23 protein-coding genes are annotated in these 22,499 nt (G+C 53.3%); 14 read left to right on the top strand and 9 right to left on the bottom strand.

What is annotated here, in order from left to right:
• Positions 1 to 61 precede the first annotated feature (61 nt).
• On the bottom strand, positions 62 to 1,081 hold the full coding sequence (locus tag DFP98_RS29285; RefSeq protein ID WP_116064177.1) for an ABC transporter substrate-binding protein: 1,020 nt from the start codon (positions 1,079 to 1,081) through the stop codon (positions 62 to 64).
• 235 nt (positions 1,082 to 1,316) lie between these two features.
• Complete coding sequence (locus DFP98_RS29280) at positions 1,317 to 2,141, bottom strand: AraC family transcriptional regulator (protein ID WP_116064176.1); 825 nt, start codon at positions 2,139 to 2,141, stop codon at positions 1,317 to 1,319.
• 198 nt (positions 2,142 to 2,339) lie between these two features.
• Here DFP98_RS29280 and DFP98_RS29275 point away from each other — a divergent pair, with 198 nt between their 5' ends.
• The 7 genes from DFP98_RS29275 to pdxR all read left to right on the top strand — a co-directional run bounded on the left by DFP98_RS29275 (position 2,340) and on the right by pdxR (position 9,312).
• Positions 2,340 to 3,044 (top strand): response regulator transcription factor, encoded by a 705-nt coding sequence (locus tag DFP98_RS29275; protein ID WP_116064239.1) that lies wholly within the window; start codon positions 2,340 to 2,342, stop codon positions 3,042 to 3,044.
• A gap of 18 nt (positions 3,045 to 3,062) precedes the next feature.
• Positions 3,063 to 4,277, top strand: coding sequence for a sensor histidine kinase (locus DFP98_RS29270; protein ID WP_246016861.1), 1,215 nt, complete (start codon positions 3,063 to 3,065; stop codon positions 4,275 to 4,277).
• Positions 4,278 to 4,444: 167 nt separating this feature from the next.
• Complete coding sequence (locus tag DFP98_RS29265) at positions 4,445 to 5,713, top strand: ArnT family glycosyltransferase (protein ID WP_246016850.1); 1,269 nt, start codon at positions 4,445 to 4,447, stop codon at positions 5,711 to 5,713.
• On the top strand, positions 5,694 to 6,452 hold the full coding sequence (locus tag DFP98_RS29260) for a glycosyltransferase family 2 protein (RefSeq protein ID WP_246016848.1): 759 nt from the start codon (positions 5,694 to 5,696) through the stop codon (positions 6,450 to 6,452). The genes DFP98_RS29265 and DFP98_RS29260 overlap by 20 nt, the downstream gene beginning before the upstream one ends.
• A complete protein-coding gene (locus DFP98_RS29255) occupies positions 6,449 to 6,868 on the top strand; it encodes a DUF2304 domain-containing protein (protein ID WP_116064175.1) in 420 nt (139 codons plus the stop codon). Before DFP98_RS29260 ends, DFP98_RS29255 begins: the two co-directional genes overlap by 4 nt.
• A complete protein-coding gene (locus DFP98_RS29250) occupies positions 6,862 to 7,212 on the top strand; it encodes an EamA family transporter (protein ID WP_116064174.1) in 351 nt (116 codons plus the stop codon). Before DFP98_RS29255 ends, DFP98_RS29250 begins: the two co-directional genes overlap by 7 nt.
• Positions 7,213 to 7,881: 669 nt before the next feature.
• Positions 7,882 to 9,312 (top strand): MocR-like pyridoxine biosynthesis transcription factor PdxR, encoded by a 1,431-nt coding sequence (gene pdxR / locus DFP98_RS29245; RefSeq protein ID WP_116064173.1) that lies wholly within the window; start codon positions 7,882 to 7,884, stop codon positions 9,310 to 9,312.
• Between the two features lie 45 nt (positions 9,313 to 9,357).
• On the opposite strand, the gene DFP98_RS29240 is transcribed toward pdxR, so the two are convergent.
• A complete protein-coding gene (locus DFP98_RS29240) occupies positions 9,358 to 10,107 on the bottom strand; it encodes a YggS family pyridoxal phosphate-dependent enzyme (protein ID WP_116064172.1) in 750 nt (249 codons plus the stop codon).
• Between the two features lie 27 nt (positions 10,108 to 10,134).
• A complete protein-coding gene (gene serA, locus DFP98_RS29235; protein ID WP_116064171.1) occupies positions 10,135 to 11,733 on the bottom strand; it encodes a phosphoglycerate dehydrogenase in 1,599 nt (532 codons plus the stop codon).
• Between the two features lie 213 nt (positions 11,734 to 11,946).
• Here serA and DFP98_RS29230 point away from each other — a divergent pair, with 213 nt between their 5' ends.
• Both DFP98_RS29230 and DFP98_RS29225 read left to right on the top strand, forming a co-directional pair.
• Positions 11,947 to 12,846, top strand: coding sequence for a permease (locus tag DFP98_RS29230; RefSeq protein ID WP_116064170.1), 900 nt, complete (start codon positions 11,947 to 11,949; stop codon positions 12,844 to 12,846).
• A complete protein-coding gene (locus DFP98_RS29225) occupies positions 12,846 to 13,790 on the top strand; it encodes a TIGR03943 family putative permease subunit (protein WP_116064169.1) in 945 nt (314 codons plus the stop codon). The genes DFP98_RS29230 and DFP98_RS29225 overlap by 1 nt, the downstream gene beginning before the upstream one ends.
• On the opposite strand, the gene mntR is transcribed toward DFP98_RS29225, so the two are convergent.
• From mntR to DFP98_RS29200, 5 genes are read right to left on the bottom strand one after another with little or no spacing between them, the layout of a single operon-like run.
• Entirely contained in the window at positions 13,741 to 14,196 is a 456-nt protein-coding gene (mntR, locus tag DFP98_RS29220; RefSeq protein ID WP_116064168.1) for a transcriptional regulator MntR, read from the bottom strand. The genes DFP98_RS29225 and mntR overlap by 50 nt on opposite strands.
• A gap of 15 nt (positions 14,197 to 14,211) precedes the next feature.
• Entirely contained in the window at positions 14,212 to 15,087 is an 876-nt protein-coding gene (locus DFP98_RS29215; protein WP_116064167.1) for a metal ABC transporter permease, read from the bottom strand.
• A complete protein-coding gene (locus DFP98_RS29210; protein WP_116064166.1) occupies positions 15,084 to 16,010 on the bottom strand; it encodes a metal ABC transporter permease in 927 nt (308 codons plus the stop codon). The genes DFP98_RS29215 and DFP98_RS29210 overlap by 4 nt, the downstream gene beginning before the upstream one ends.
• Complete coding sequence (locus DFP98_RS29205) at positions 16,007 to 16,744, bottom strand: metal ABC transporter ATP-binding protein (protein WP_116064165.1); 738 nt, start codon at positions 16,742 to 16,744, stop codon at positions 16,007 to 16,009. Before DFP98_RS29205 ends, DFP98_RS29210 begins: the two co-directional genes overlap by 4 nt.
• A gap of 5 nt (positions 16,745 to 16,749) precedes the next feature.
• Positions 16,750 to 17,640, bottom strand: coding sequence for a metal ABC transporter solute-binding protein, Zn/Mn family (locus DFP98_RS29200; protein ID WP_425455562.1), 891 nt, complete (start codon positions 17,638 to 17,640; stop codon positions 16,750 to 16,752).
• Between the two features lie 317 nt (positions 17,641 to 17,957).
• On the opposite strand from DFP98_RS29200, the gene DFP98_RS29195 reads away from it, so the two are divergent.
• The 5 genes from DFP98_RS29195 to DFP98_RS29175 are packed head-to-tail and all read left to right on the top strand — an operon-like array spanning position 17,958 to position 22,464.
• Entirely contained in the window at positions 17,958 to 18,689 is a 732-nt protein-coding gene (locus DFP98_RS29195) for an EAL domain-containing protein (protein ID WP_116064164.1), read from the top strand.
• Between the two features lie 14 nt (positions 18,690 to 18,703).
• Entirely contained in the window at positions 18,704 to 19,771 is a 1,068-nt protein-coding gene (locus tag DFP98_RS29190; protein WP_116064163.1) for a FecCD family ABC transporter permease, read from the top strand.
• The gene (locus DFP98_RS29185) at positions 19,768 to 20,565 is read left to right on the top strand and encodes a heme ABC transporter ATP-binding protein (protein ID WP_116064162.1); all 798 of its coding nucleotides are present in this window, start codon (positions 19,768 to 19,770) and stop codon (positions 20,563 to 20,565) included. The genes DFP98_RS29190 and DFP98_RS29185 overlap by 4 nt, the downstream gene beginning before the upstream one ends.
• Positions 20,562 to 21,527 (top strand): ABC transporter substrate-binding protein, encoded by a 966-nt coding sequence (locus DFP98_RS29180; protein WP_116064161.1) that lies wholly within the window; start codon positions 20,562 to 20,564, stop codon positions 21,525 to 21,527. The genes DFP98_RS29185 and DFP98_RS29180 overlap by 4 nt, the downstream gene beginning before the upstream one ends.
• A 25-nt stretch (positions 21,528 to 21,552) precedes the next feature.
• Positions 21,553 to 22,464, top strand: coding sequence for a ferrochelatase (locus DFP98_RS29175; protein WP_116064160.1), 912 nt, complete (start codon positions 21,553 to 21,555; stop codon positions 22,462 to 22,464).
• Positions 22,465 to 22,499 lie beyond the last annotated feature (35 nt).

Raw genomic sequence — 22,499 nt, 5'->3', positions numbered from 1 at the left:
TTGTTGCCGATCCTTTTTGTCGCCTTGACTTATGAAGCAGCCTCTGGTTTGCCGCCGGGCGCTAGTTCTCAAGCTCCATCAGATTTTGCGCCGCCAAGCGGACGGCCAACACGCTTGCCGTATTCAACGAGTTATCGAAAAACAGCACATGACCTTCCTGCACCGCTTTAAGAGAATTCCACACCTTTAACGATTCCTTCTCCTTCACCGATGCCTTGGCCGTGGCGATATCATGCTGGATAATGATGTAGTCCGGATTCATTTGCGACAGTCCTTCCAGGGACAGCGTTTCGCTGCCCTCCGGGTACCCCTCCGGAGCCTTCAAGCCAAAGCTGTCGGCCTTGTAATACATCGTGTTGCTCGTCCCCGGAGCGAAGAAGTTCGCCTTGCCGTCGATGCGCAGCATCGCGAAGGTTCGGTTTATCCGGTCGCCCAGCTTGTCCTGGGTTTGCTTGATTAATTCGTTCGTCTCTGAGATGTACCGTTCCGCTTCCTTCTCCTTGCCGATCATCGCCGCGCAGAGCATCGTCGTATTTTGCCAGCTGTCGGCAAAATCGATCTGAACGACGGGAGCAATCTTGACCAAGCTGTCGTAGAGGGTATCGATGTGGCCCTTAAACGTCACGATCAGATCAGGCTTGGCCTGAGCGATGAATTCAAGGCTCAATTCCCGGCCGCTCCCCAGATCCAAAATGTCGGCCGTCGCCGCATAAGGCTGCAGCGTGCCGTATTCCTGCAGCGCTTCCGCCGCGTTGGCGGAGGCGAACGGCGGCTCGCCCAAGGCAAAGAAATAGTCCAAATAGACGGGATGCAGCACGGCGATTCGTTCCGGCTTCTTCGCCAGCACGATCTCGTTCCCGACGGCGTCCTTGATCGTTCTCGGCCATGCCTGCTCCCCCGACTCTTCGGCATCCAGCGGACTCTCGGCGGGGAAGGCGCTCTCCTGCGCGGTAGACGGACTCGGCGAGCTTGGCGGAGGCGCGGATTCGGAAGCGTCGCTGCCCTCCGAAGCGCCAGAGCAGCCTGTCAGTACAGCCATCAACAAAACAAGCGGAACAATCCAGCCTGTTAATCTTTGCATATTCGATTCCTCCAATGTTATTCAATCCCCAAGTGCTCGCGTAATGTCGTACCCGTATACTCCGATCTGAACAAGCCTTGATCGGCCAACCTCGGCACCAGTTCGTCAAGAAACAGTATTATCGATAATGATTATCATTATCGATAAGTAGTTTAGCAAGAGAAAGGAGAAATAGGAATGCACAAATGGTTAATCGCACATGCATCATTATTGAACGGAGAATTGACCGGAACGATTATTCCGGCCGTCGATTCGAGGTTTGCAACGCGTAGTCCGTAGGAGAAACGCCGAATTTCTTCTTGAATGCTCTGCTGAAATAAAGCGGATTGGCATAGCCGACGCTAACCGCCACATCCCGCACGAGATAATTGCCTTCGCCGAGAAGCTCTCTCGCTCTCTCCATTCGATAGTGGATCACGTAGTCGATCGGACGAAGCCCGGTATGCTTATGGAAAAAGTACGAGAAGCTCTTCGGACTCATTGCATGCAGCTCCGCCAATTCATCCAGCGTCAGCGGGTCCGTGTAATGTCCGTTGATATAATCTACCGCTGCTTCGATCGCTCGCCGGCCCGGCGCGCTGACGGCCTCCCGGTGCCTGCAGCCCGTCAGAACCTGATCCAGGACGCTGAGAAACAATTGCTTCGCGCGAAGCCGTCCGATGCCGTCCTTCGTGCGCGCGTTCTGATGAAGCACGGCCAGCAGCTCCGCCACCCGCGGGCTGGCTGCCGGATCCAGCAGGAAATGCACATCGCATTCGCGGCCGCCGGACGCATCCCCGAAGCTGTAAAACACGGTATAGTACTCATATTCCGTCGAGCCGGTCGCCCTAGCGTCCATCCGCATGCCCGGAGCCGCATGAAGCACCGAACCCCTCCGCAGCTTATATTCCTTCTCGTTCACGCTTATCGTCGCCTCTCCGCGAACGACAAAAAGAAAGCCATACTTAATCGTCTTGAACTCGCGCAGCACGCTTTTGGGCTGGATCACCAAACGGTGAACCCCATTGATCTCATAGGAGCCGCCGGCAAAAATATCGGCCAGCTTGTCCGCGTTCATCATATAACCGTCCCCTCCTCCGATCGTCGCTATCCGCCAATCGGCCTTCCTTTTCAATATACAATAACTGTCCGACGAATGCCCCCTCGAACGCGAAGAGAAAATTATCCCAGCCATTCCTTAACAAGACTTAAGAACTGCCAGGCGTCTGGTTATGCTATATTTACGTAGGAAAGCACAACGAACATACAGGTGATGGGAATGTCTTCGAACACGACGATCTTGTTGGTAGACGACGAGAAGGAAATCATTAAGCTGATGGAGATTTATCTCCTTAACGAAGGGTACAAGCTGCTTAAGGCCAGCGACGGAATGGCGGCCTTGGAGCTGATGTCCGCCAATCCGGTGGACCTGGTCGTTCTGGACGTGATGATGCCGCATCTGAACGGGATCGAGACTTGTATCAAAATCCGCGAGCTGTGCGACGTGCCGGTTATTTTCCTGTCCGCCAAAAGCCAGGACATCGATAAAATATCCGGACTCAGCATCGGCGCGGACGACTATGTCACGAAGCCGTTTAACCCGCTGGAGCTGATGGCGCGCGTGAAGTCGCAACTGCGGCGTTACGACCGGTTTAAGCGGCAGCTTCATAACGACGGCAGCATCATCGAGATCGACGATCTGGTCATCAACTTCGTGAACTATACCGTCACGGTGGACGGCAAGGAGGTCAAGCTGACACCGCGCGAATTCGCCATTCTAAGGCTGCTCGCCGTCAATCGCGGCGCGGTGCTGAGCATGGACGCGATCTATGAGAAAGTATGGAACGAGCCATTCATGGAATCCAAAAATACGGTGATGGTGCATATCCGCAAAATCCGCGAGAAAATCGAGAAAGACCCGCAAAATCCCCGGATTATTAAAACGGTATGGGGCATCGGCTACAAGATGGAATCGACTACGTAAGGTAAGGAGGAGAAACGATTGAGCTTGTATTTGAAGGATACGCTGCGTTGGAAGCTGCTTTTCTACAGCCTGGCCAGCGCGACAATAACGGCAGGTACGCTGTATGCCGCCGACTTTCTTGTCGCCCTGCTGCTGCAATCGTCGATTCGCGCGCCGTTTGCCTACGTGATTAACCATATCGGGTCGTTGCCCGTCTTTATCGTTGCCGGAATCGGTCTGTACATTGCTAGCTTTTTTCTGCTTATCCGCGGAACCCTGCGCAGGCTGGAGAGCCTGCATCACTCCTTGCAGCGCATGGAAGAGGGCAGCTTCGAGGAGTTGGCTGCGTCCCGTTCCGCCGACGAGATCGGCCGCATCCAGGAGATGATCGGGCGGTTAGGCGGGCAGCTCAGCCGCGATCTGAAGCGTATTACCGCCGGCCTGCAAGAGATCGCCGACGGCAATTTCGACCGGCCGATCGAGACGGCTGACGCCTCCGGAGAACTGGCCGAAGTCGCACATAGCATTAATGCGATGGCGGCCAAGCTGAACCGCTCCATTCTCGACGAGCGCAATGCCGAGAAGACCAAAAACGATCTCATTACCGGCGTGTCGCACGATCTGCGAACGCCGCTCACCTCGATTCTCGGCTTCCTGGAAGTCATTAACCAGGACCGTTACCGGGACGAGGTCGAGCTGCGCCACTATACCGATATCGCCTATCATAAAGCGATCAGTCTCAAGAAACTGATCGAAGACCTGTTCGAGTTTACGCGGATCAACAACGGTATGCCCCTTAATATCGTCGGTCTGGATCTGGTCGGTTTTATGCGGCAGCTCGCCGAGGAGTTCGTCCCCCAGCTCAAGCAGGCCGGAATGACGTGCAGAATCGAGGCCGACGACGAAGCGCTGATCGTCTCGGCAGACGGCGATCTGCTCGTCCGCAGCTTCGGCAATCTGATCTCCAACGCGATCCGCTACGGGCGGAAAAGTCCGTACGTCGACATCTCCGTGCACCGTTCCGGCGAGGAGGCGATCGTCGCGATCGCCAACTACGGAGATCCGATTCCCGAGCGGGATTTGCCGTTTATTTTCGACCGGTTCTATCGAGTTGAGCGCTCCCGCTCCCAAGAAACCGGGGGGACCGGCCTCGGGCTCGCCATTACGAAAAGCATCATCGAAGTCCACGGGGGAACGATCGACGTATCCAGCCGCAAGGACAAAACCGTCTTTACGACCCGTTTGCCGCTGTAGGTTCCCGAGAGAGCCCTGAATTTTTGTACGGAAAATAATAAGATTTCGTTAAGATTTGACTTACCGAACCGTTAAGCTATCTCCTCTATACTTTCAATCAATGAAAGTCAGAGAGAGCTTAACGGTTTTTTGCGTGCCGGATAAGCCTCGGGAGGGGAGCAATTGCCTTGTTATTGTTGAAGCGGTTAAAGCTGAACGAATGGACGCGCGTCGCCCTGCTGTTCATTTTGCTCGTCGCCGCGCTGCTGAGGTTCGATTTTCTCGTTTCGGTCCACCATCACAATTCCCACGATACGATCAACTACGACATTATGGTACGGCAGCTCCTGGAGGAAGGCGTCTACGGCTACAAAAGCGCAAAGCCGAACGCTCAGGTATCCCCCGGCTACCCGTTGTTCATGGCCGCCGTGTACAAGCTGGTCGACTACGAGGAGCGCGATCCTTTTCCGGCGATCCGCTACTTCCAGCTCGTCTTCAGCCTGATAACGATCTGGTTCGTCTACCGCATCGCCCGACGATTGGGCGGCGAATGGGCCGGACTGATTGCGGCGGCGGGCATGGCCGTCTACCCGCCGTTCGTATGGACGACAGGGGCGGTCCTCACGGAGACGATCGCCGCGATGCTGCTTACGGCGTATATGTACTGGCAGCTTATCGCCTTCGAGCGAAAAGATCGCAAAGCCGCGTTATGGGCCGGCCTCGCCCTTGGGCTGACCGCGCTCGTCCGTCCCGAGTTTCTGATCATGGCTCCGGCCGCTTACTTGCTGTATTTGCTCTGGCGCCGCAAGGGAGGTCAAGCGCTGAAGCTGCTGCTGTGCACAGGGATCGGCATGGCGGTCGTGCTGTCGCCGTGGCTGATCCGCAACATCGTAACTCTGAACAAGCCGATTGTGACGTCGACCCAGGTTAATCCGTTCGCGGCCGGCACGTATCCGAACAAAAATTACGACGACGGTCTCGTCGAGCGCGGCGGAAAAACGCAGATGGAGGTCGCCAAGGAGCGGCTGCGGGTCGGCTTTACGCAGCATACGTGGACGTTCGTCAAATGGTATACGGTCGGCAAGCTGGATTACATCTACAATAAAATGTTTGCTGGCAGCGGCCATAAGCCGTTCTATCCAGTCATCCCGTTCCGCTCGTCATTCCATCTGCTGCTGGTCTATACGGGGCTGATCTCAGCGATTGTCATTCTGATCAATTGGCGGCAACCGGCCATGCTCATCGTTTTCCTGCTGATCGCAATATCCGCAGCCCGTCTGGCCTTCGTCCCGGAATATCGCTACAACTTTACGGCAATGCCGCAATTGATTATTCTGAGCAGCTTACTTGCCGCCCGTCTGCTAGCTTGGCTGTTTGCCCGGCTGGACAAGCGCTTCCGGCTTCGCTCTAAGCTGTCTATCACAAGGAGGAACCGACATGCTCAACATGACGTTTGACCAAATGACCTGCTTCCCCGGCGACAAAGAAGCGCTTATTATCGTGCCGGCCTATAACGAAGCCGAGGGCATCGTCCGTGTCGTGAACGAGATTCGGACGCGAGCGCCCTATGCGGATGTGCTCGTCGTGAACGACGGCTCCGATGACGCCACCGGAAGGCTCGCAGAGGAGGCCGGGGCGCTCGTCATCCATCTGCCGGCCAACCTCGGTATCGGCGGCGCCGTGCAAACCGGCTACCGCTATGCCGAGGAGAACGGGTACCGGTACGCCGCTCAGATCGACGGAGACGGCCAGCACAATCCCGCAGATTTCGAGCGGCTGCTCGATACGCTTCGCGGCAGCGGCGCGGACATGGTTGTCGGCTCGCGTTTCCTGACCGGCCAAGGCTTCCAATCGACGTTTGCCCGCAAAATCGGCATCGACCTGCTCGCCGGGCTCGTCTCGGGACTGATCGGCCGCAAGGTGACCGATCCGACATCGGGCTATCGCATATGCGGCCGAAGGGCGATCGAGCTGTTCGCGCACGATTATCCGACCGATTATCCCGAGGTGGAGGCGCTTGTGCTGATGGACAACTCCGGCCTGACGTTTATGGAGACGCCTGTCGTCATGAGCGCCCGCAAGACGGGCAAATCCAGCATTTCGGCGCTCAAGTCGGTCTACTACATGCTTAAAGTAACGCTTGCCGTCCTTATATCCAAGAGCCGGAAGAGCAGGGGGTTGAGCGCTCAGCTATGAATCCGGACATTTATTTCGTCAGTTTTATGATCGGCATTGGCTTCACCGCAACCGTCCTGCATCTGATCCGGGTCCGGAAGCTGCGCGAGCAGTACGCCCTTCTGTGGCTTGCGCTAGGGATGCTGATGATCGTGCTGTCCCCGTTCCCGGGGATTATCGATCGTCTCGCCTCCTTCTTCAACGTCGACTACGCCCCGTCGCTGCTGTATTTGCTTGCGTTCATCGGCGTGCTTTTTCTCCTGATGCATATGTCGATCGCTCTATCGTCGCTAACCGGCCGGGTCATCAAGCTGACCCAGACGCTGGCGATGCAGGAGCAGCGGATCAGGGAGCTGGAGCAGCAAAAGCTGAAAATCCCGAGAATCTTCGCTCAAGAAGCGGCGGAAAGAGCCGAAATGGACGACCGGGCATGGTGACGGCCTACGCCCTGCTGCTGCTGAACATCGCGCTGCTCGTAGCCGGACAGACGGTATGGAAAATCGGTCTGGACAGGCTGGGCGGCCTGCATCTGCACAATGTGCTGCAAGTCTTCTTCTCCCCGTGGATCCTCTCCGGCGTGCTGCTGTACGGCTTGGCGACGGTACTGTGGCTCGCCGTCCTGTCTCGGTTGCCGCTAAGCGCCGCTTATCCGCTGCAAAGTCTCGCCTACGTATTCGCGCTGCTGCTGGCGTGGCTGCTGCTGGGCGAGGTCATCCCGCCGAACCGCTGGATCGGGGCCGGCATCATTCTCGTCGGCGTTTGCGTGATTGGGCTTAAGTAAATCGGCTGAGGCGTGCCCTTAGAAAGGCTAGAACCTCTCGATGCCGGCAGGTTAACTTGGCGGACCGAATAGTGCGGAGGCCAAAAATGTGCCTCCCCTGTAGCCGGGCCTCCACTGTAGCCGTGCCTCCCCTGTAGCCGTACCTTGGCTAATCATGACCCACAACGTTTACAATTTATTGGATATTAAACTTTTACGACGGATCTATTTGCACACATGAGCTTACGCAGTGAAGTTAGTCGGAAATTCGTACAAAGCAGCTCGAACCAGGCTCAAACGGCGGACGTTTGTAGGAAAAACCGCACAAAGCAACTCGGCTCAGACTCAAACGACGAACGTTTGTAGGGAAAATCGTATAAATCAACCAAGATCAGGGATTGTATGTCACTAAAGCGTCTTCGATAATTATACGAATAATTTCTGGGAATTATCTAGAAGTGTTGTGGGTCAAGCATAGGAGCCTCGAAGCGGAGGTCAAGAAAGTGCCTCCACCGTGGCCTTGCCTCAAAGCGTAGGCCAAAAATGTGCCTCCAAGGCCCTCTATCCTACCGCAGGTTGCAATAGCAACGAAGTTCGTGATAGCATATCAACCAATGGACTGTTACTTCAGTACATTAATCATGAATTTCTTCCATCCATATTCATTGTCGAAGCACTGGAGATGAACACATGCTACAGATTAACCGGGAGGACGAACGTCCCATCTGGCAGCAGCTTCTCGACCAAGCCATTCACAATATTACCACCGGTAACTGGCCGCCGGGCGAATTGCTGCTCCCGACCCGCGAGCTCGCGCAATTGATCGGCGTGTCCCGCTCCACCATACAGATTGTGTACGAAGAGCTATTCAGCCGCGGGTATACGATAACCTCCCGCCGCGGCGGGACCAGAGTGAGCGAATGGATCGGCGAGGCTCGTCCTTTGGAGGAGGTTTCGTCCCACGGGCCGCTTCTCCCCGAATTGCCGATGCTTAACGCCGCCGTCGATCATTTGCATAGTTGGTTGGGAGACAAAACGGAGCGAACAACGGAGATCGATTTCAGTCCTCACGAGCCTTATTTGGACGAGCAGTTTCAGAAAAACTGGAGACAATCCTTTTTGCGGGCCTCGGCGGAAACCGAGCTGGACGCCTGGGCTTACGGCGACGCTTACGGATTCCTGCCGCTGCGGGAACAGATTCAGCGCTATCTATCGCTTGAACGAGGCGTGCATGTGAGCGTCGAGCAAATTCTGCTCACATCTGGCGCGCAGCACAGCCTCGATTTGATCGCTCAAGCGCTTCTGCGGCAAGACGACATGGTTTCGGTCGAGGACCCCGGGTTCCCTGCCGCTTGGATGGCCCTGAAATACCAGCGCATGCAGGTTGCGCCTGTCCCCGTGGACGAGCACGGACTATGCGTAGACCGGATCGCCCCGGAGTCGCGGCTTGTATACGTAACGCCATCGCACCAATGCGCGGTTGGCGTAATTATGTCGGAGCCTCGCAGACAGCAATTGCTGCACATGGCTGCGGAGCAAAGATTCTGGATAGTGGAGGATGACTACGACAGCGAATTTCGCTATCGCGGCGACCCGCTCCCTACCTTGTTCAGTCAGCGGCCTCAGAACACGTTATATATGATGAGTTTTTCCAAAATGATCGCTCCCGGCATTCGAATCTCGGCCGTCGTCGGCCCCGCCAACGCGATTCGTCAGCTTGCCCGAGTCCATGCGCTAACCTATCGTCAGCTCCCGATTATGGAGCAATTAACGCTTGCCCATTTTATCGAGCACGGTCATTTCATGCGTCATATGAGACGCGTTCGAAATGTGTATCGGCGCAGACACGAGGTGATGACGAAGGCGATTATCGCGACGGGACTGAGTGAGCGTTATAAGCTGAGCGGGGTGGAAACAGGCTTGCATATGCTGCTTGAAGCCGAGGAGGCATTTGACGAGGAAGCGGTAACCCGCTTGGCGAGCGAAAAAGGAATCCGCGTTTATCCGTTAAGCAAGTACGGTTTGGAGAGCAAGCGCAAAGGATGGGTACTGGGCTTTGCCAAGGTGGACGAAGCCGCGATTGAAGAAGGCATCAGGCGGCTGGCGGAGATACTTCCATAACGTAAGCATCCCCGCCGGCGGCCGCTTGATTCGCGCTTCTCTCTGTTAGCCCCCGCCGTCCTGCCGTAAATTCTCATTCCAGTAGTAGCTGTCAGGCAAATCTCGTTGACCGAATACGCTTGTCCCTACGCGGACGATCGTAGCTCCTTCTTCAATCGCCGCCTCGAAGTCGCCGGACATCCCCATCGAGAGAATATCCATCTCGACTCGCGGAAATTGCTGCTCCCTGATCTGCGTTTGCAGCGATTTTAACAGTCGGAAGCAATGCCGCGTCTCGTCGTTGGTGGCATTCAGCTTGCCGATCGTCATCAGCCCTTTAATGTTCAGCGTTTCGAACCGGGACAGCTGCTCTACCAGCTCCGCGGCCCCTTCAGGAGGAATGCCGAATTTGCTCTCTTCGTAGGACGTATTCACCTGCACCAGAATGTCCATCGTCTTATTCTCTTTGTTCAGCTGCCGGTCGAGAGCCTGACCCAATTTCAGACGATCCACGGAGTGAATAAGCGTGACGTATTTGACCACGTCCTTCACCTTATTCGTCTGCAAATGTCCGATAAAGTGCCATTCCACCTCGCTGTACTGCCGCATCAACGGAAACTTGTCCCGCAGCTCCTGCGCTTTATTTTCGCCAAACAGCGTCGCCCCCGCCTGCATCGCCATTTGCAGCTTTTCCAGCGGTACGGTTTTGGTCGCCAGCAGCAGCTTCACATCCGCGACGCTGCGTCCCGAGGCCTGGCAAGCCCGCTCCATCCGCCGTCTCACCGCATTGAGATTTTCTTCAACCGGGTTGCTCATCTGGCCCGCCTTCTTTCCGACTTTGCTTTAGTCGAAGGAAATTTCCCTTACGCGTTTGATTTCCGGAATCGCGACCAAGGACTCCATTACGCTTTCGGGTGTTTTTTTATCGATTTTCAGGATCATAACCGCCGAATCGCCAATTTCGGTTCGCCCTACCTGCATCGAGGCAATGTTAATTCCGTTATCCCCGAGCAAGGTTCCGACACGTCCGATAATGCCCGGCTTGTCCTTCTGCGAGATCAACAGCATATGTCCTTCAGGCGAAAGCTCCACCGGGTAAGGACCGATGCGAACAATGCGTTCCCCCGCATCGGGCAGAACCGCACCTGTGACCCATCTCTCCTCGACGGTCGTCTTTAATCGAATCGTAATCTCGTCGAATGCATGCGGACTGTGTGCCAACAACGATTTTTGCACCGAAACGTTAATGTCGCGGGACTTCGCCAGGTGCATGGCATTTACGACATTGACCTGTTCCGAGCCAAGATGGCGCGTAAGTATGCCTTTGAGAACATAAGGAATGAGCGGGGTGACGTCCAGGTCCGCCAGCTCGCCCGAACATTCCAACGTAACCTCGCGTACCGCGCCGTCGGTCATTTGGGCAAGCGAGTTGCCCAGATGCGAGCACAAGGTAAAACACGGCTGCAATCGGTTCAGCAGGTCGGTTGGCACGGCCGGCATATTGACCGCGTTTTTGAAAGGCTCCTGACGCAAAATATGAATCACTTGTTCGGAAACGTCCAAAGCTACATTCTCCTGGGCCTCCACAGTGGACGCGCCTAGATGCGGAGTCACAATGACCTTGGGATGCCGCAGGAAGGGATGATCCGGTGCCGGAGGCTCGTGTTCGAACACGTCAAAAGCGGCGCCGGCCACAATCCCTTCGTCCAGCGCTTCGATCAGAGCAGCCTCGTCGATAATTCCCCCGCGGGCGCAGTTAATGATTCGCATTCCCCGCTTCATGACGGCGAATTGCGGCTTGGCGATCATATGATGCGTTTCACTCGTCAGCGGCGTATGCACCGTCATAAAATCCGCAGTTCGTACGATTTCGTCTACGGTCGCCGGCTTGATCCCGAGCTTGCTCGCCCTCTCCTCCGATAGGAAAGGATCGTATCCGATGACGGTCATCCCGAACGCCGCCGCGCGTTTGGCCACCTCGATTCCGATCCGGCCAAGCCCCAACACGCCAAGCACCTTGTTGCGCAACTCAACGCCTAGAAACGATTTACGGTCCCACTGCCCGGCTACGGTTTTTGCATAGGCTTGCGGAATATGCCGGGCCAGCGCCATCATCATCGCCAAAGTGTGCTCGCACGTCGTGACCGTATTGCCGTCGGGCGCATTAATCACGATGATTCCCCGGTTCGTGGCCGCCTCCAAATCAATGTTATCCACGCCGACTCCCGCTCGGCCGATCACCTTCAAACGAACGCCGGCCTCCATGATGCGCCGAGTCACTTTCGTTTGAGAACGGACAAGCAATGCGTCATAGTGAGGAATAACGGCGACAAGCTCCTCTTCGCTCAGCCCCGTTATTTTTACAACCTCCACATCTTCAGCTCCATTAAGCTGCTGCAAACCGAAATCGCTGATCGGATCGGATACCAACACTTTGAACATAAGATTCCTCCCTTTCTCTCTCTGTCAGTTTATCAAAGTTTGGTTTGTCGATATACATCCATATGCGACTTATTTGCACAATCCATAACACAGCAAAAAAAGCCTAAGCCTAGCTTGGACTTAAGCTTTTCCGAGACATCGTATTCCGCATTTGTTAAGATAACTATACATAGCATTTTGAATCATGAATCTTAATCAATTAATAGGTGCCAAATGAAAACCTTTCTGCAGCTTAATACGATTTTCCTGAGCATGATTATGGAAGCGATCCCGTTCGTTCTTCTGGGCGTTTTGATTTCAGGCGTTATTCAATCATTTATTACAGAACGTTGGATTTCTCGAATTATGCCTAAAAACCGATATCTTGCTTCTCTTTTCGGTTGCAGTATCGGCATTCTATTTCCTTCATGCGAGTGCGGGATCGTTCCGATCACCCGCCGTCTATTAAACAAAGGCGTCCCTCTAAATGCGGGAATTGCTTTTATGTTGACTGGACCCATTATTAATCCAATCGTCCTATTTTCAACTTATATCGCCTTCGGAAACGATTGGCGAGTCGTTGCGATTCGTTCGGGAATGGCTTTCCTGGTTGCTTTGGCCGTATCTTTATGCGTCGCGCTGCTGTTTCCCGTATTACCCTTACGATTGAACGAACAACAAGTCGCCGCTTCCGCGGAAAATTCCGTTGCTGCTCCTCGTCAGCCGTTTTTTCCAAAGTTGGGGCATGTTTTCCTGCACGCGATTGATGAATTTTTTTCCGTGGGAAAATATCTCGTGCTCGGCGCATTTATTGCCGCTAGCATGCAGACGTTCATCCCGACTTCGTCCTTGCTGCACATCGGAAGCAATCCGATCATGGCTTCCTTGGTGATGATGGGACTGGCGTTCACAATGTCGCTGTGTTCGGAAGCAGACGCTTTTATCGCTTCTTCTTTTCGCAGTACTTTCTCAATGGGTTCTATCTCTGCCTTCCTTGTATACGGGCCCATGATCGACATCAAGAATACTCTTATGCTGCTCGGGTCTTTTCGCGGAAAGTTCGTCGCCGTCTTGATTGCGCTGGTCACCCTATTTACGTTAATCGGCTCTTTAATCGTGGGGAGGTTTGTGTAATGATTCGTTTTCTTATCCTGCTCGGCTTTGCCCTCATGTTCTTGTCCATTCATTTTCAAGGCCAGTTAAATAAATATATCAACATGCGGTATGCTTATTTATCAATCAGTGCGATTGTTATTCTTCTGTTCCTCTGCATCATCGAGCTCATTCGAATGGATCGATTAGAGAAAGCGGCAAAGAAGAAAGCGGAAGCGACCGAGCTACAACGCGCCGAAGGACATATATGCAAGGAAAATCATGAGCACATACATTCCCATGTTCACGATCATGAAAGCTCGGTCCATATTCACGATGATTTCGGACATACTCATGAATCCTCCTCCAAGTGGAAACGCGCGATCGGATATCTCATTCTCGCTTTCCCTATATTTACGGGAATTTTTTTGCCGGTCTCGACGCTCGACTCGAGCTTTGTCAAAGCAAAAGGCTTCTCTTTCCCCTCGATGGAGCTCTCCTTATCCGAACAAAATCCGGGAGTGCATCAGTTTCTTAAGCCGGATTCCAGCGTGTTTTTCGGCAAGCAAGGCTATAACGAGTTTAAAAGCAAAGAGCTTGAACAATTTATTAATCTCAGTACGATCTCTCTAGACGATGACAGCTATATGAAAGGCATGGAGGTCATTTACAATTACCCGGGCAAGTTCATGGGGAGAACGATTTCGTTTGACGGGTTTGCTTATAAGGGAGAGCAGGTCGATGGGGACCATTACTTCATTTTCCGTTTCGGTTTTATTCATTGCGCCGCCGATTCCGGCGTGTTCGGGATGTTAGTCCATTTTCCAAAGGGGACGAATCTCAATGACGACGATTGGGTCCATGTGACAGGCAAGCTGACTTCCGAGCTGTACCAGCCGTTCAAACAGGTAATTCCTGTACTTAACGTGACCGAATTCAAAAAAATCGCTGCTCCAAAAGATCCTTATGTCTATCGCTTGTACTGAGCCGCTTTTTGCGACCATAACCTGTTGCCGTTCCCTGATCAGCCTCCATAAAATGCACCAAATCTCGAAGCAGTTCAAGCGTACTCCAGCTAAAATGATGCTCTAGCTGCTCAACCTCTCTTTCAATGCGTTGCTCGGGTACGCCAATCTGCCGTAAAAAACGTTCCAGCAGCCGATGTCTGTCAAGCAGTTGTTGACCGACTCGAGCCCCTTTCCTCGTCAAGGAAATCCGGCCATATCTCTCATATTCAATATAGCCGGATTCTCCGAGTTTCTGCGCCATCTTCGAAGCGGATGAGGGATGGACGGACAACGCTTCGGCAACATCGGAAACCCGAGTATACCCTTTGTCAAGCGACAGCAGATAGATTTGCTCCAAATGATCTTCCATGCCGGGCGTTGTCATCTCTTCTCCTCCTGTTTAGGTCGACGTCAAGGTCGGCCGCCTCAGTCTGGCAACGATGCCGTGCTTAGGCGAAGCAATGAAACTGATCATAAATAGAAGTCCGGTCGCAAAAGCCATCGACCCGGAAATTGAAGTGTCCAACCAAACGGCAATATAATATCCGGCCACCGCCGCGATAATGCCGAACGCTCCGCTTAACCCCATCATGATCGCCAATCGGTCTGTCCAGAGGTAAGCCGCCGAAGCAGGGGTGATGAGCATCGCCACAACCATAATTGCGCCAACTGCGTCGAATGCCGCTACCGTCGTCACGGAGACTAGCCCCATAAAAACGTAATGCATAAGCACAACCGGGATGCCAATACTCGCCGCAAGCGCAGGATCAAACGAAGTCAGCTTCCATTCCTTGAAAAATCCGATGATTGCGATTAATACAACGACAAGCACGATAGACAAAATAAATACCGCTTCCGGCACTTCGCCAATCCAGGGCAGGCTCATTTTCTCCCAAGGAATGAAAGTGATCTCCCCCATTAAAGTGTGCTGGACATCCAGATGCGCATTTCCGACTTTGGTTGCAATCAGGACAACGCCAACCGCGAATAAAGAAGTGAAAACAACCCCGATGGAAGCTTCCTGCTGCACGCCGAGAGAGTGCAGCCACTGAATTAATATCGCGGTCAGCAATCCGGCAACGATTGCGCCGATCAGCATATGAATGCCGCTTAGCTCGCGCGTGATCAAGAAGGCAGTCACAATGCCAAGCAACACCGTATGACTAATGGCATCCGCCATCATCGCCATTCGGCGCAGAACGAGCAATGAACCGACCAATCCGCAGGAAATCCCGACTAGAGAAGCAGTCAGTATAATCCAGCCGGCATAGCTCATGCCGAATTCCCCCTTTCCAGCGCCCCGCGTTGATGAACGGACGGCTTGTTAAGCAGCTTGCGCTGGCGATATTGCTGAATTCCCATGACCAGCAAGCCTTTGCGAACGCCCAAGGCCAAGGAGACGACAAACAGCGAAGCGGCCGCAATCACGATAAACGGGCCTGTCGGCCATCCTTTGCCGTACGCGCTCAGCAGCGTTCCGATGACGCCGGCGCCTCCCCCAAACAATGCCGACAAAATCATCATCCCCTTGAAGGAATTCGTCCAATATCTGGCGCTGACGGCCGGCGTAATCAGCAGCGCTGCCATTAGAATAACCCCCACCGCCTGAATTCCGATGACTATGACCAGTACAAGGCTAAACATATAGAGACTGTTCATCCAGCGGCTCGACAGCCCCAATCCTTTGGCAAACGCCGCATCAAACAGAAAAAGCTTCCATTCCTTGAAGGCGATCATCGAAATGAACAGAACAAGCAGCGCCAATCCCGCCATAAGCCATACATCCTTGCTCACCATGGAAGCCGCCTGACCGAAGATAAAGCTATCCAGACCGCTCTGGCTGGCTCCCGCCATACGGTTGACAAAGGTCAACAGCATGACGCCGAGACCGAAGAAGACGGACAGGATGATTCCCATTGCCGCATCTTCCTTGACGCGGCTTGAAGATCTAATCCAATGGATAAGCAGAGCGCCGAATAGCGCGCTCGCAGCGGCGCCGGCAATCATGACAGGCAGATTTTTCACGCCAAGGATAGCAAATCCGCAAATCACTCCCGGCAAAGCCGCATGAGACAAGGCATCGCTCATCAAACTTTGCCGCTTCCAGTACGCAAAGCAGCCGATAATGCCGGCAGCCGTTCCCAGAATTAAGGTACTCAGCAAGACCCATTGCGCATTATGCGACAAACCCAGTATCATCCAGACTTCGCTCCCTTCCAGCGCAGCGTTCCTCCGTATGTTCGATAAATGTTGCTTTCGGTAAACGTCTTCTCCGTTGGACCGTGCGCAATGACAGTACGATTCAGCAGCAAAACATGGTCAAAATAATCTTCTACCGTCTGCAGATCGTGATGAACGACCAGCACCGTTCTTCCCCGGCTTTTCAGCAGATTGAGCGTCGCCATAATCGCACGCTCTGTTGCCGCGTCCACGCCGGCAAGCGGTTCATCCAGAAAGTACAAATCCGCATCCATGACGAGGGCCCGTGCCAGGAAGACCCGCTGCTGCTGACCGCCGGACAACTGGCTGATTTGGCGCGAAGCATAGTCCGCCATCCCCATCTCCGCCAAAGCTTCCATCGCTTTTTCGCGGTGAGATCGTTTGGGCCACTTCAGCCAGCCGATTTTTCCGTATAGCCCCATCAATACGACGTCAAGCGCATTAGTGGGAAAATCCCAATCCACGGAGCCGCGTTGCGGAACATAGCCGATGCGGGATTTAACTTTCTGATAGGAGGAACCAAAGAAGCTGATCTTGCCCGCCAGACGGGGATGCAATTCAAGTATGGTCTTGAGCAAGGTTGATTTCCCTGCTCCGTTCGGCCCTACAATGCTGGTCATCGTCCCAGGGCTAACATCGAATACAACGTCATCCAACACTTTATTTTTCCTGTAGGAAGCGGATAATCCATCAACGCTGAGAACCGGAAGCATCCCCGTCACTCTCCTTTTACGCTTAATGCTTGATAAATCGTATTGACATTATGACTGTACATGCCAAGGTATGTACCTTCCGGCGTTCCCGCATCGCCCATAGCATCCGAGAACAATTCGCCGCCGACCGCTACATGAAGCCCTTGCTTCTTGGCCCCTTCGATTACCGCATTGATAGAGGCCGGATTGATGCTGCTTTCCACAAATACGGCAGGAACTTGGTACTCCACCAGCAGCTTTACCGTATCGTCAATATCGGATAAACCTACTTCGTCTTCCGTGCTCAGTCCTTGCAGCCCGACCACCTTGATCTCGTTCATGCGGCCAAAATAGCCGAATGCATCATGCGCTGTAATCAACACGCGTTTCTCTTGCGGAATTTGCGACAATTTCGCTTTGGCATCGGCCTTAAGATCGTCCAGCTTCTTAAAATAGGCTTCTTTGTTGCTTTCGAAATACTCCGCATCCTCGGGCGCAGCTATCTTCAATTGTTCGGTTGCCGCCCCAAGCGCTTGCTTCCACAAGTCGATGTCAAACCAGACGTGGGGATCGATCGCTCCCCCTTCGTCCTTTAATAACTGATCTGCCGGTATAGACTCGCTAATCCCCAATACCGGTCTGGTCTTGCCGATTTCCTCAAACACTTTGAGCATATTGGCTTCCAGATGGAGCCCGCTGTAGAAGATCATATCGCCGCTTTCCAGTTTTCCGATATCGCCTTGGGTCGCTTTGTACAAGTGCGGATCGACGCCCGGTCCCATCAAGCTTTGAACCGTAACCCGGTCGCCTCCAATGATGGAAATCGGTTCGGCAATCTGAGCAATTGTGGTTACGATGTTCAGCTTGCTCCCGCTCTCTTTCGGATCCGACTTCTTGTCGGACGTGCATCCCGCCATCCATAGCGCCATTACGAGCAAACTAACCCCTAACAACACCCATTTAGACTTAAATCGTACCTGTTCCACTCTGTTCTCCTCCTAAAAAATTGTCTAAACTCAAAAATTTTTACCTAAGGCAAAATTTATGGTCATGTATAACTTAATTACTTTCTATTTTCTTGTCAAGGCTTTTTGGGGTAACGCGGATGAAAATAAGTCATTGCAAGAGACGACATCCCTGATGTAGAATAGCAACAAATTATATTTTGCACAAAGGAAAAACTTTTCGTTTAATACAATTTTCTTTTCATCAATAAATTAAAGGAGGTTTCGGGATGATCTTCTCACAACATCGCCACTACTCTCTTTTTCAACCTATCGTCTGGATTGAGAACGAACGAGTCCACGGACACGAAGCCCTTCTCCGCTCATCCGATTCTATTTCTCCTGACTGCTTATTTCGCCTGGCCCGCGCGCATCGCTATTTATACGAATTGGATAGCGGCGCTATGGCCCGATCTATTTCGACGTATTTTCAGCAGATGGAAAATTGCGGATCGCCTACCTGGTTATTCGTCAATGTTTTCCCCTCTACACTGCTAAACCCTGCGTTTAGCGCATGGATCGTCAACAAATTTCTGGACAACGGATTCCCTTTAAACCGAATCGTATTGGAGATTAACGAAGCGCCTGAAGAAGAGAAGATGTGGGATATCGCCTTATTAGGCGAGAGGCTATCTGAAATGCGTCAATACGGATTTCTGATTGCGCTTGATGATGTCGGTTCCGGCGCCGCCTCGCTCAAGAAAATTGTCGAGTACAAACCCGACATCGTAAAGCTGGATCGCTATTTCGGCAAGCACCTGGCCACTAATACAGCCAAACAAAGACTGGTTTCTCTATTTGCCGAGTTTTGCCGCGGGGAACAACTGCTTGTTCTGGAAGGTATCGAGCGCGCCGATGATCTGATCGCCGCACGATCCCTTGGCGTTCCGCTCGGTCAAGGCTTTCTGCTCGGACGTCCGGCCGCGAGCTGCAATTCTCCCTCATTTGACTATTGCCATTAGGAAGGATTACTCACATGCATGCATCAAAGTCGCTTCAGCCGACTTCAAGTGGAAGTCGCACGATTATTTTAGTTGTTTTCGGATTGTTCATTACGCTGCTCGGGGCAATCCTATTCGCCGGATCGGTTGGTCCAGTGTCCATTCCTTTTTCGCGAACGGCAGCTATTTTGCTGGAACTGATCGGGTACCCGCTCCCTGTCCAGGTTACGGAGCGGGAGTGGCTTGTCGTCTCGCAGGTTCGATTGCCGCGAGTGCTCGTTGGCGCGTTGGTCGGGATGGCGCTAGGCATATCGGGGGCAGCCATGCAAGGAGTATTTCGAAATCCGTTGGTTGAACCCGGGTATGTAGGCGTATCCAGCGGAGCGGCAGCGGGGGCGGTATGCGCTTTGTTTTTTGGCTGGAGCCAATTCGGGAGATGGGCATTGCCGTTATCAGCATTTATCGGCGCTGTCCTTGCTGTGCTGATTATCCTCGCAGTTTGGCGAAGCAGCCGCAGCCGCTCTATTGCCACTTTGCTCCTCCTAGGCATCGGCATCAACTCGCTTTTGTCCGCCATGATCAGCATCATGGTCGCTAGCTCCAGCAGCGATCAAGAATTGCGCAGTATCGTTTTTTGGCTGCAAGGCGGCTTGGAAGCAAGGACCTGGGAGCATCTGCAATTGATCGCCGCTCCGATCTTGTCCGGATGCCTGCTTATGCTGATCTTTGGCCGCCACTTGAACATGATGCTGCTTGGCGACGATCAGGCTGCGACATCCGGCGTCAATATCCGGCTCGTTCGCTACCTTTTACTGGCGCTTGCTTCCCTAATGACGGGAGCGGCTGTCGCGGTGAGCGGCATTATCGGCTTTGTCGGTCTTGTGGTACCGCATATCATTCGCTTGCTGGCAGGGCCCGACCACCGCCTGCTGCTGCCGGCAAGCGCTCTAGGAGGCGCTATCTTCCTTGTATTGGCAGATGTCGTATCGCGAATGGTTCTTCAGCCGGTCACCTTGCAAGTTGGAGTCGTCTGCGCCTGTATCGGCGCTCCTGTATTTATCGCCATCATTATTCGCTCGCGTCGGGGAGGTCATGCGCAATGAACATGCTTGTTGCCCATCAAATTCACAGCTTTATCGACAATCGCCAAATTCTGCATGATATCTCCCTGAGCGTCAAAGGAGGTGAATGTGTTGGCTTAATTGGACCCAACGGCAGCGGCAAATCCACCTTGCTCCGGACTTTGGCGGGTCTTCTTCCCCCCTCCTCCGGACAATTCAGCATAGCGGATCAACCGTTTGGACGATATACGCGCAAACAGTTTGCCAAAATCATCGGTTATGTCCCGCAAAATACGGCCATTGAGTTTGATTTTACCGTGCGAGATATCGTGCTGATGGGGAGGTTTCCCCATTTGCCGCCCTTCGGCAATGAACGCGAGCTGGATCGGCTTATCGCGCAAAAAGCGATGCAAAAAACGTCGACTTATCATTTAGCCAATCGATATGCAACCCAATTATCCGGAGGACAGCGACAAATGGTATTGATCGCTAAGGCGCTCGCTCAAGAGCCTCGTCTGCTCTTACTGGATGAGCCGATTTCGGCGCTCGATATTCGCTATCAATTGCATGTGCTTGAATTGATGCGCAAGATGGCTCGGCAAGGCTTAGCCGTGATTGCCGCTTTGCATGATTTAAGTCTGGCAGCGCGTTTCTGCGACCGCCTGATTTTACTTCACAACGGAAGCTTGCTCGCTGCCGGCGCACCTCTGGAGGTGTTGACGCCCGCTATGCTCCAAACCGCCTATGAGGTAGATGCGGCTGTATATACCGATCCTTCTACCGATTCGCTAGCTATTACGGCCATTCAAAAATCAAGAGGAGAGAGAACGCCATGAGCCTAATAAAGAAATCTATTAAACTTTGGACATTCCATTTATTGCTGCTAACCGCAGCGGCAGCCGTGACGGGCTGCGGCTTAAGCCAAGAGCCTTCGTCGCCAGGCAAGACAGATCAAGTGAACGAATCCGCTAGCGCAATTCCTTCGAAACCTGAACGGATCGCGGCGCTGTCGCTTGATGCCGCCGAGGTCGTGCTGGAACTAACGGACGCGGAACGCGTAGCCGTCGTGCCAAGAAGCATTGAAAATCCTTCGCTCGCTTTCCGGACAGAGGAGGGAAGTCGCGTTGCCAATAAAATTGCCGGCGCCACTTCGCTTGATCCCGAGCAAGTGCTGTCTTACAATGCCGATTTGCTAATCATGACCAAACTGCACGACAAGGAAAAAGAAGCCACGGAGCTGCTCGAGCAATCCGGCATTCCCATCATTTCCTTGGAATCATGGAGCACAATGGAAGTATTGATGAATAACATCATGACCATTGGCGCCGCTATTGGCGAGGAGAAGCAGGCCGCTGATATCGTAGCGGAAATGAAAAGCCGACAGGAAAAAGTCGTTTCCGCCGTATCCGAGGCGGTAAGGCCCACTGTACTGGTAGTCTCGCCGCTTGGACCTGGCACCGGCCCCTACCTGCTCGGCTCCTCCAATATTTCATATGATCTGGTTCGCCTTGCCGGAGCCGCACATGCTGCGGACAGCCTTGGATTGACGCGTACGACCAAAGCGACCATCGAGCAAATAATTAAGGCCGATCCCGACTATATTCTGCTTGTTGAATGGGAGAAAGGCAAAAGCGATGATATGAACGAGGTTACGCAAACGCCAGGCTGGTCGACCCTGCAGGCTGTAAAAAATAAGCGTGTCCTCGTCATGCCTGCGCGCAAGCTGCTTAACCCGACGCGATACTCAATCGATACGCTGGAAGAGATTGCTCATTGGCTCCATCCGGAACGTTTGTAATCCATTCCACAGAGGTGAACTCTTAATGAAAGCAGTTCTGTTGCTTAGCTATGCTTCTTTGCAATCGATCGACGATGTTCCGGCTTTCTACACGCACTTGTTTCATGGCAAAACGCCGCCGCCAGAAATGATGATGGCGGCAATGTCGCGGTTTCGCTCAATCGGAACGGCCGATCCCCTCGGATCGGTCACTTCCCGACTGGCGGCCGCTTTGGAGCAGCGGCTATCCCTGTACTTAAATGAGGAGGTTCGGGTGTACCAGACGGCAAAGCACACCTCTCCTTTCGTGGAGGAAACGACAAGGCAAATCGTAGCCGATGGCGCTACCCGACTGTATACTTTTCCAATGTCGCCTCTCTACTCCCGAACAGGAACTGCAGCCTATCATTTGCGCGTGCGTAAGAAGCTTGCTTCACTGGATACAGAAATTCCTGTGGACGAAATCAACCACTGGCATTTGTATCCTGCAGTTGTTCAAGCTTTAGCCCGGCGGCTTCGGACCGCGCTGCAATGGATATCCGCCGCCAATCGGCCCAAGACTACCGTATTGTTCACAGCTCATAGCCAACCCGGATTGCCTTCCGCCAATATGGAGTTTATCGCGGCGTTTCGCGAGATGGCTGCTGCCGTTGCCGCAGAAGCCTGTTGGAATCACTGGAGACTCGCGTATCGTAGTCCGGGGTCGCCTCCGCAGAAATGGCTGGGCCCCGATATACTCGAGGCAATCAGGGACATTGCAGCCACTGAAGGGAAAGCCGTTGTAGTTTGCGATTTATTGTCCTTAATCGAGAATGTCGAAGCCGTCTTTGATTGCCGGATCCATAGCCACAATGAAGCTTCTTCATACGGCTTGGAGTTTGCGGCAACGGAATTCCTGAATGATGCCGCAGACTATGTGGACGCGCTGGTCGGTTGTATTGCTGAACGAATGAGCTAAGAAAAATGCCCCAGGATAAAATTGTTGGATCAAGG

Origin of the sequence: Cohnella phaseoli, from assembly GCF_003386235.1 — a bacterium.
GTDB classification, from domain to species: domain Bacteria; phylum Bacillota; class Bacilli; order Paenibacillales; family Paenibacillaceae; genus Cohnella; species Cohnella phaseoli.
Note: the sequence above shows the minus strand (reverse complement) of the source record. Positions and strands in the feature narration are given on the sequence as shown.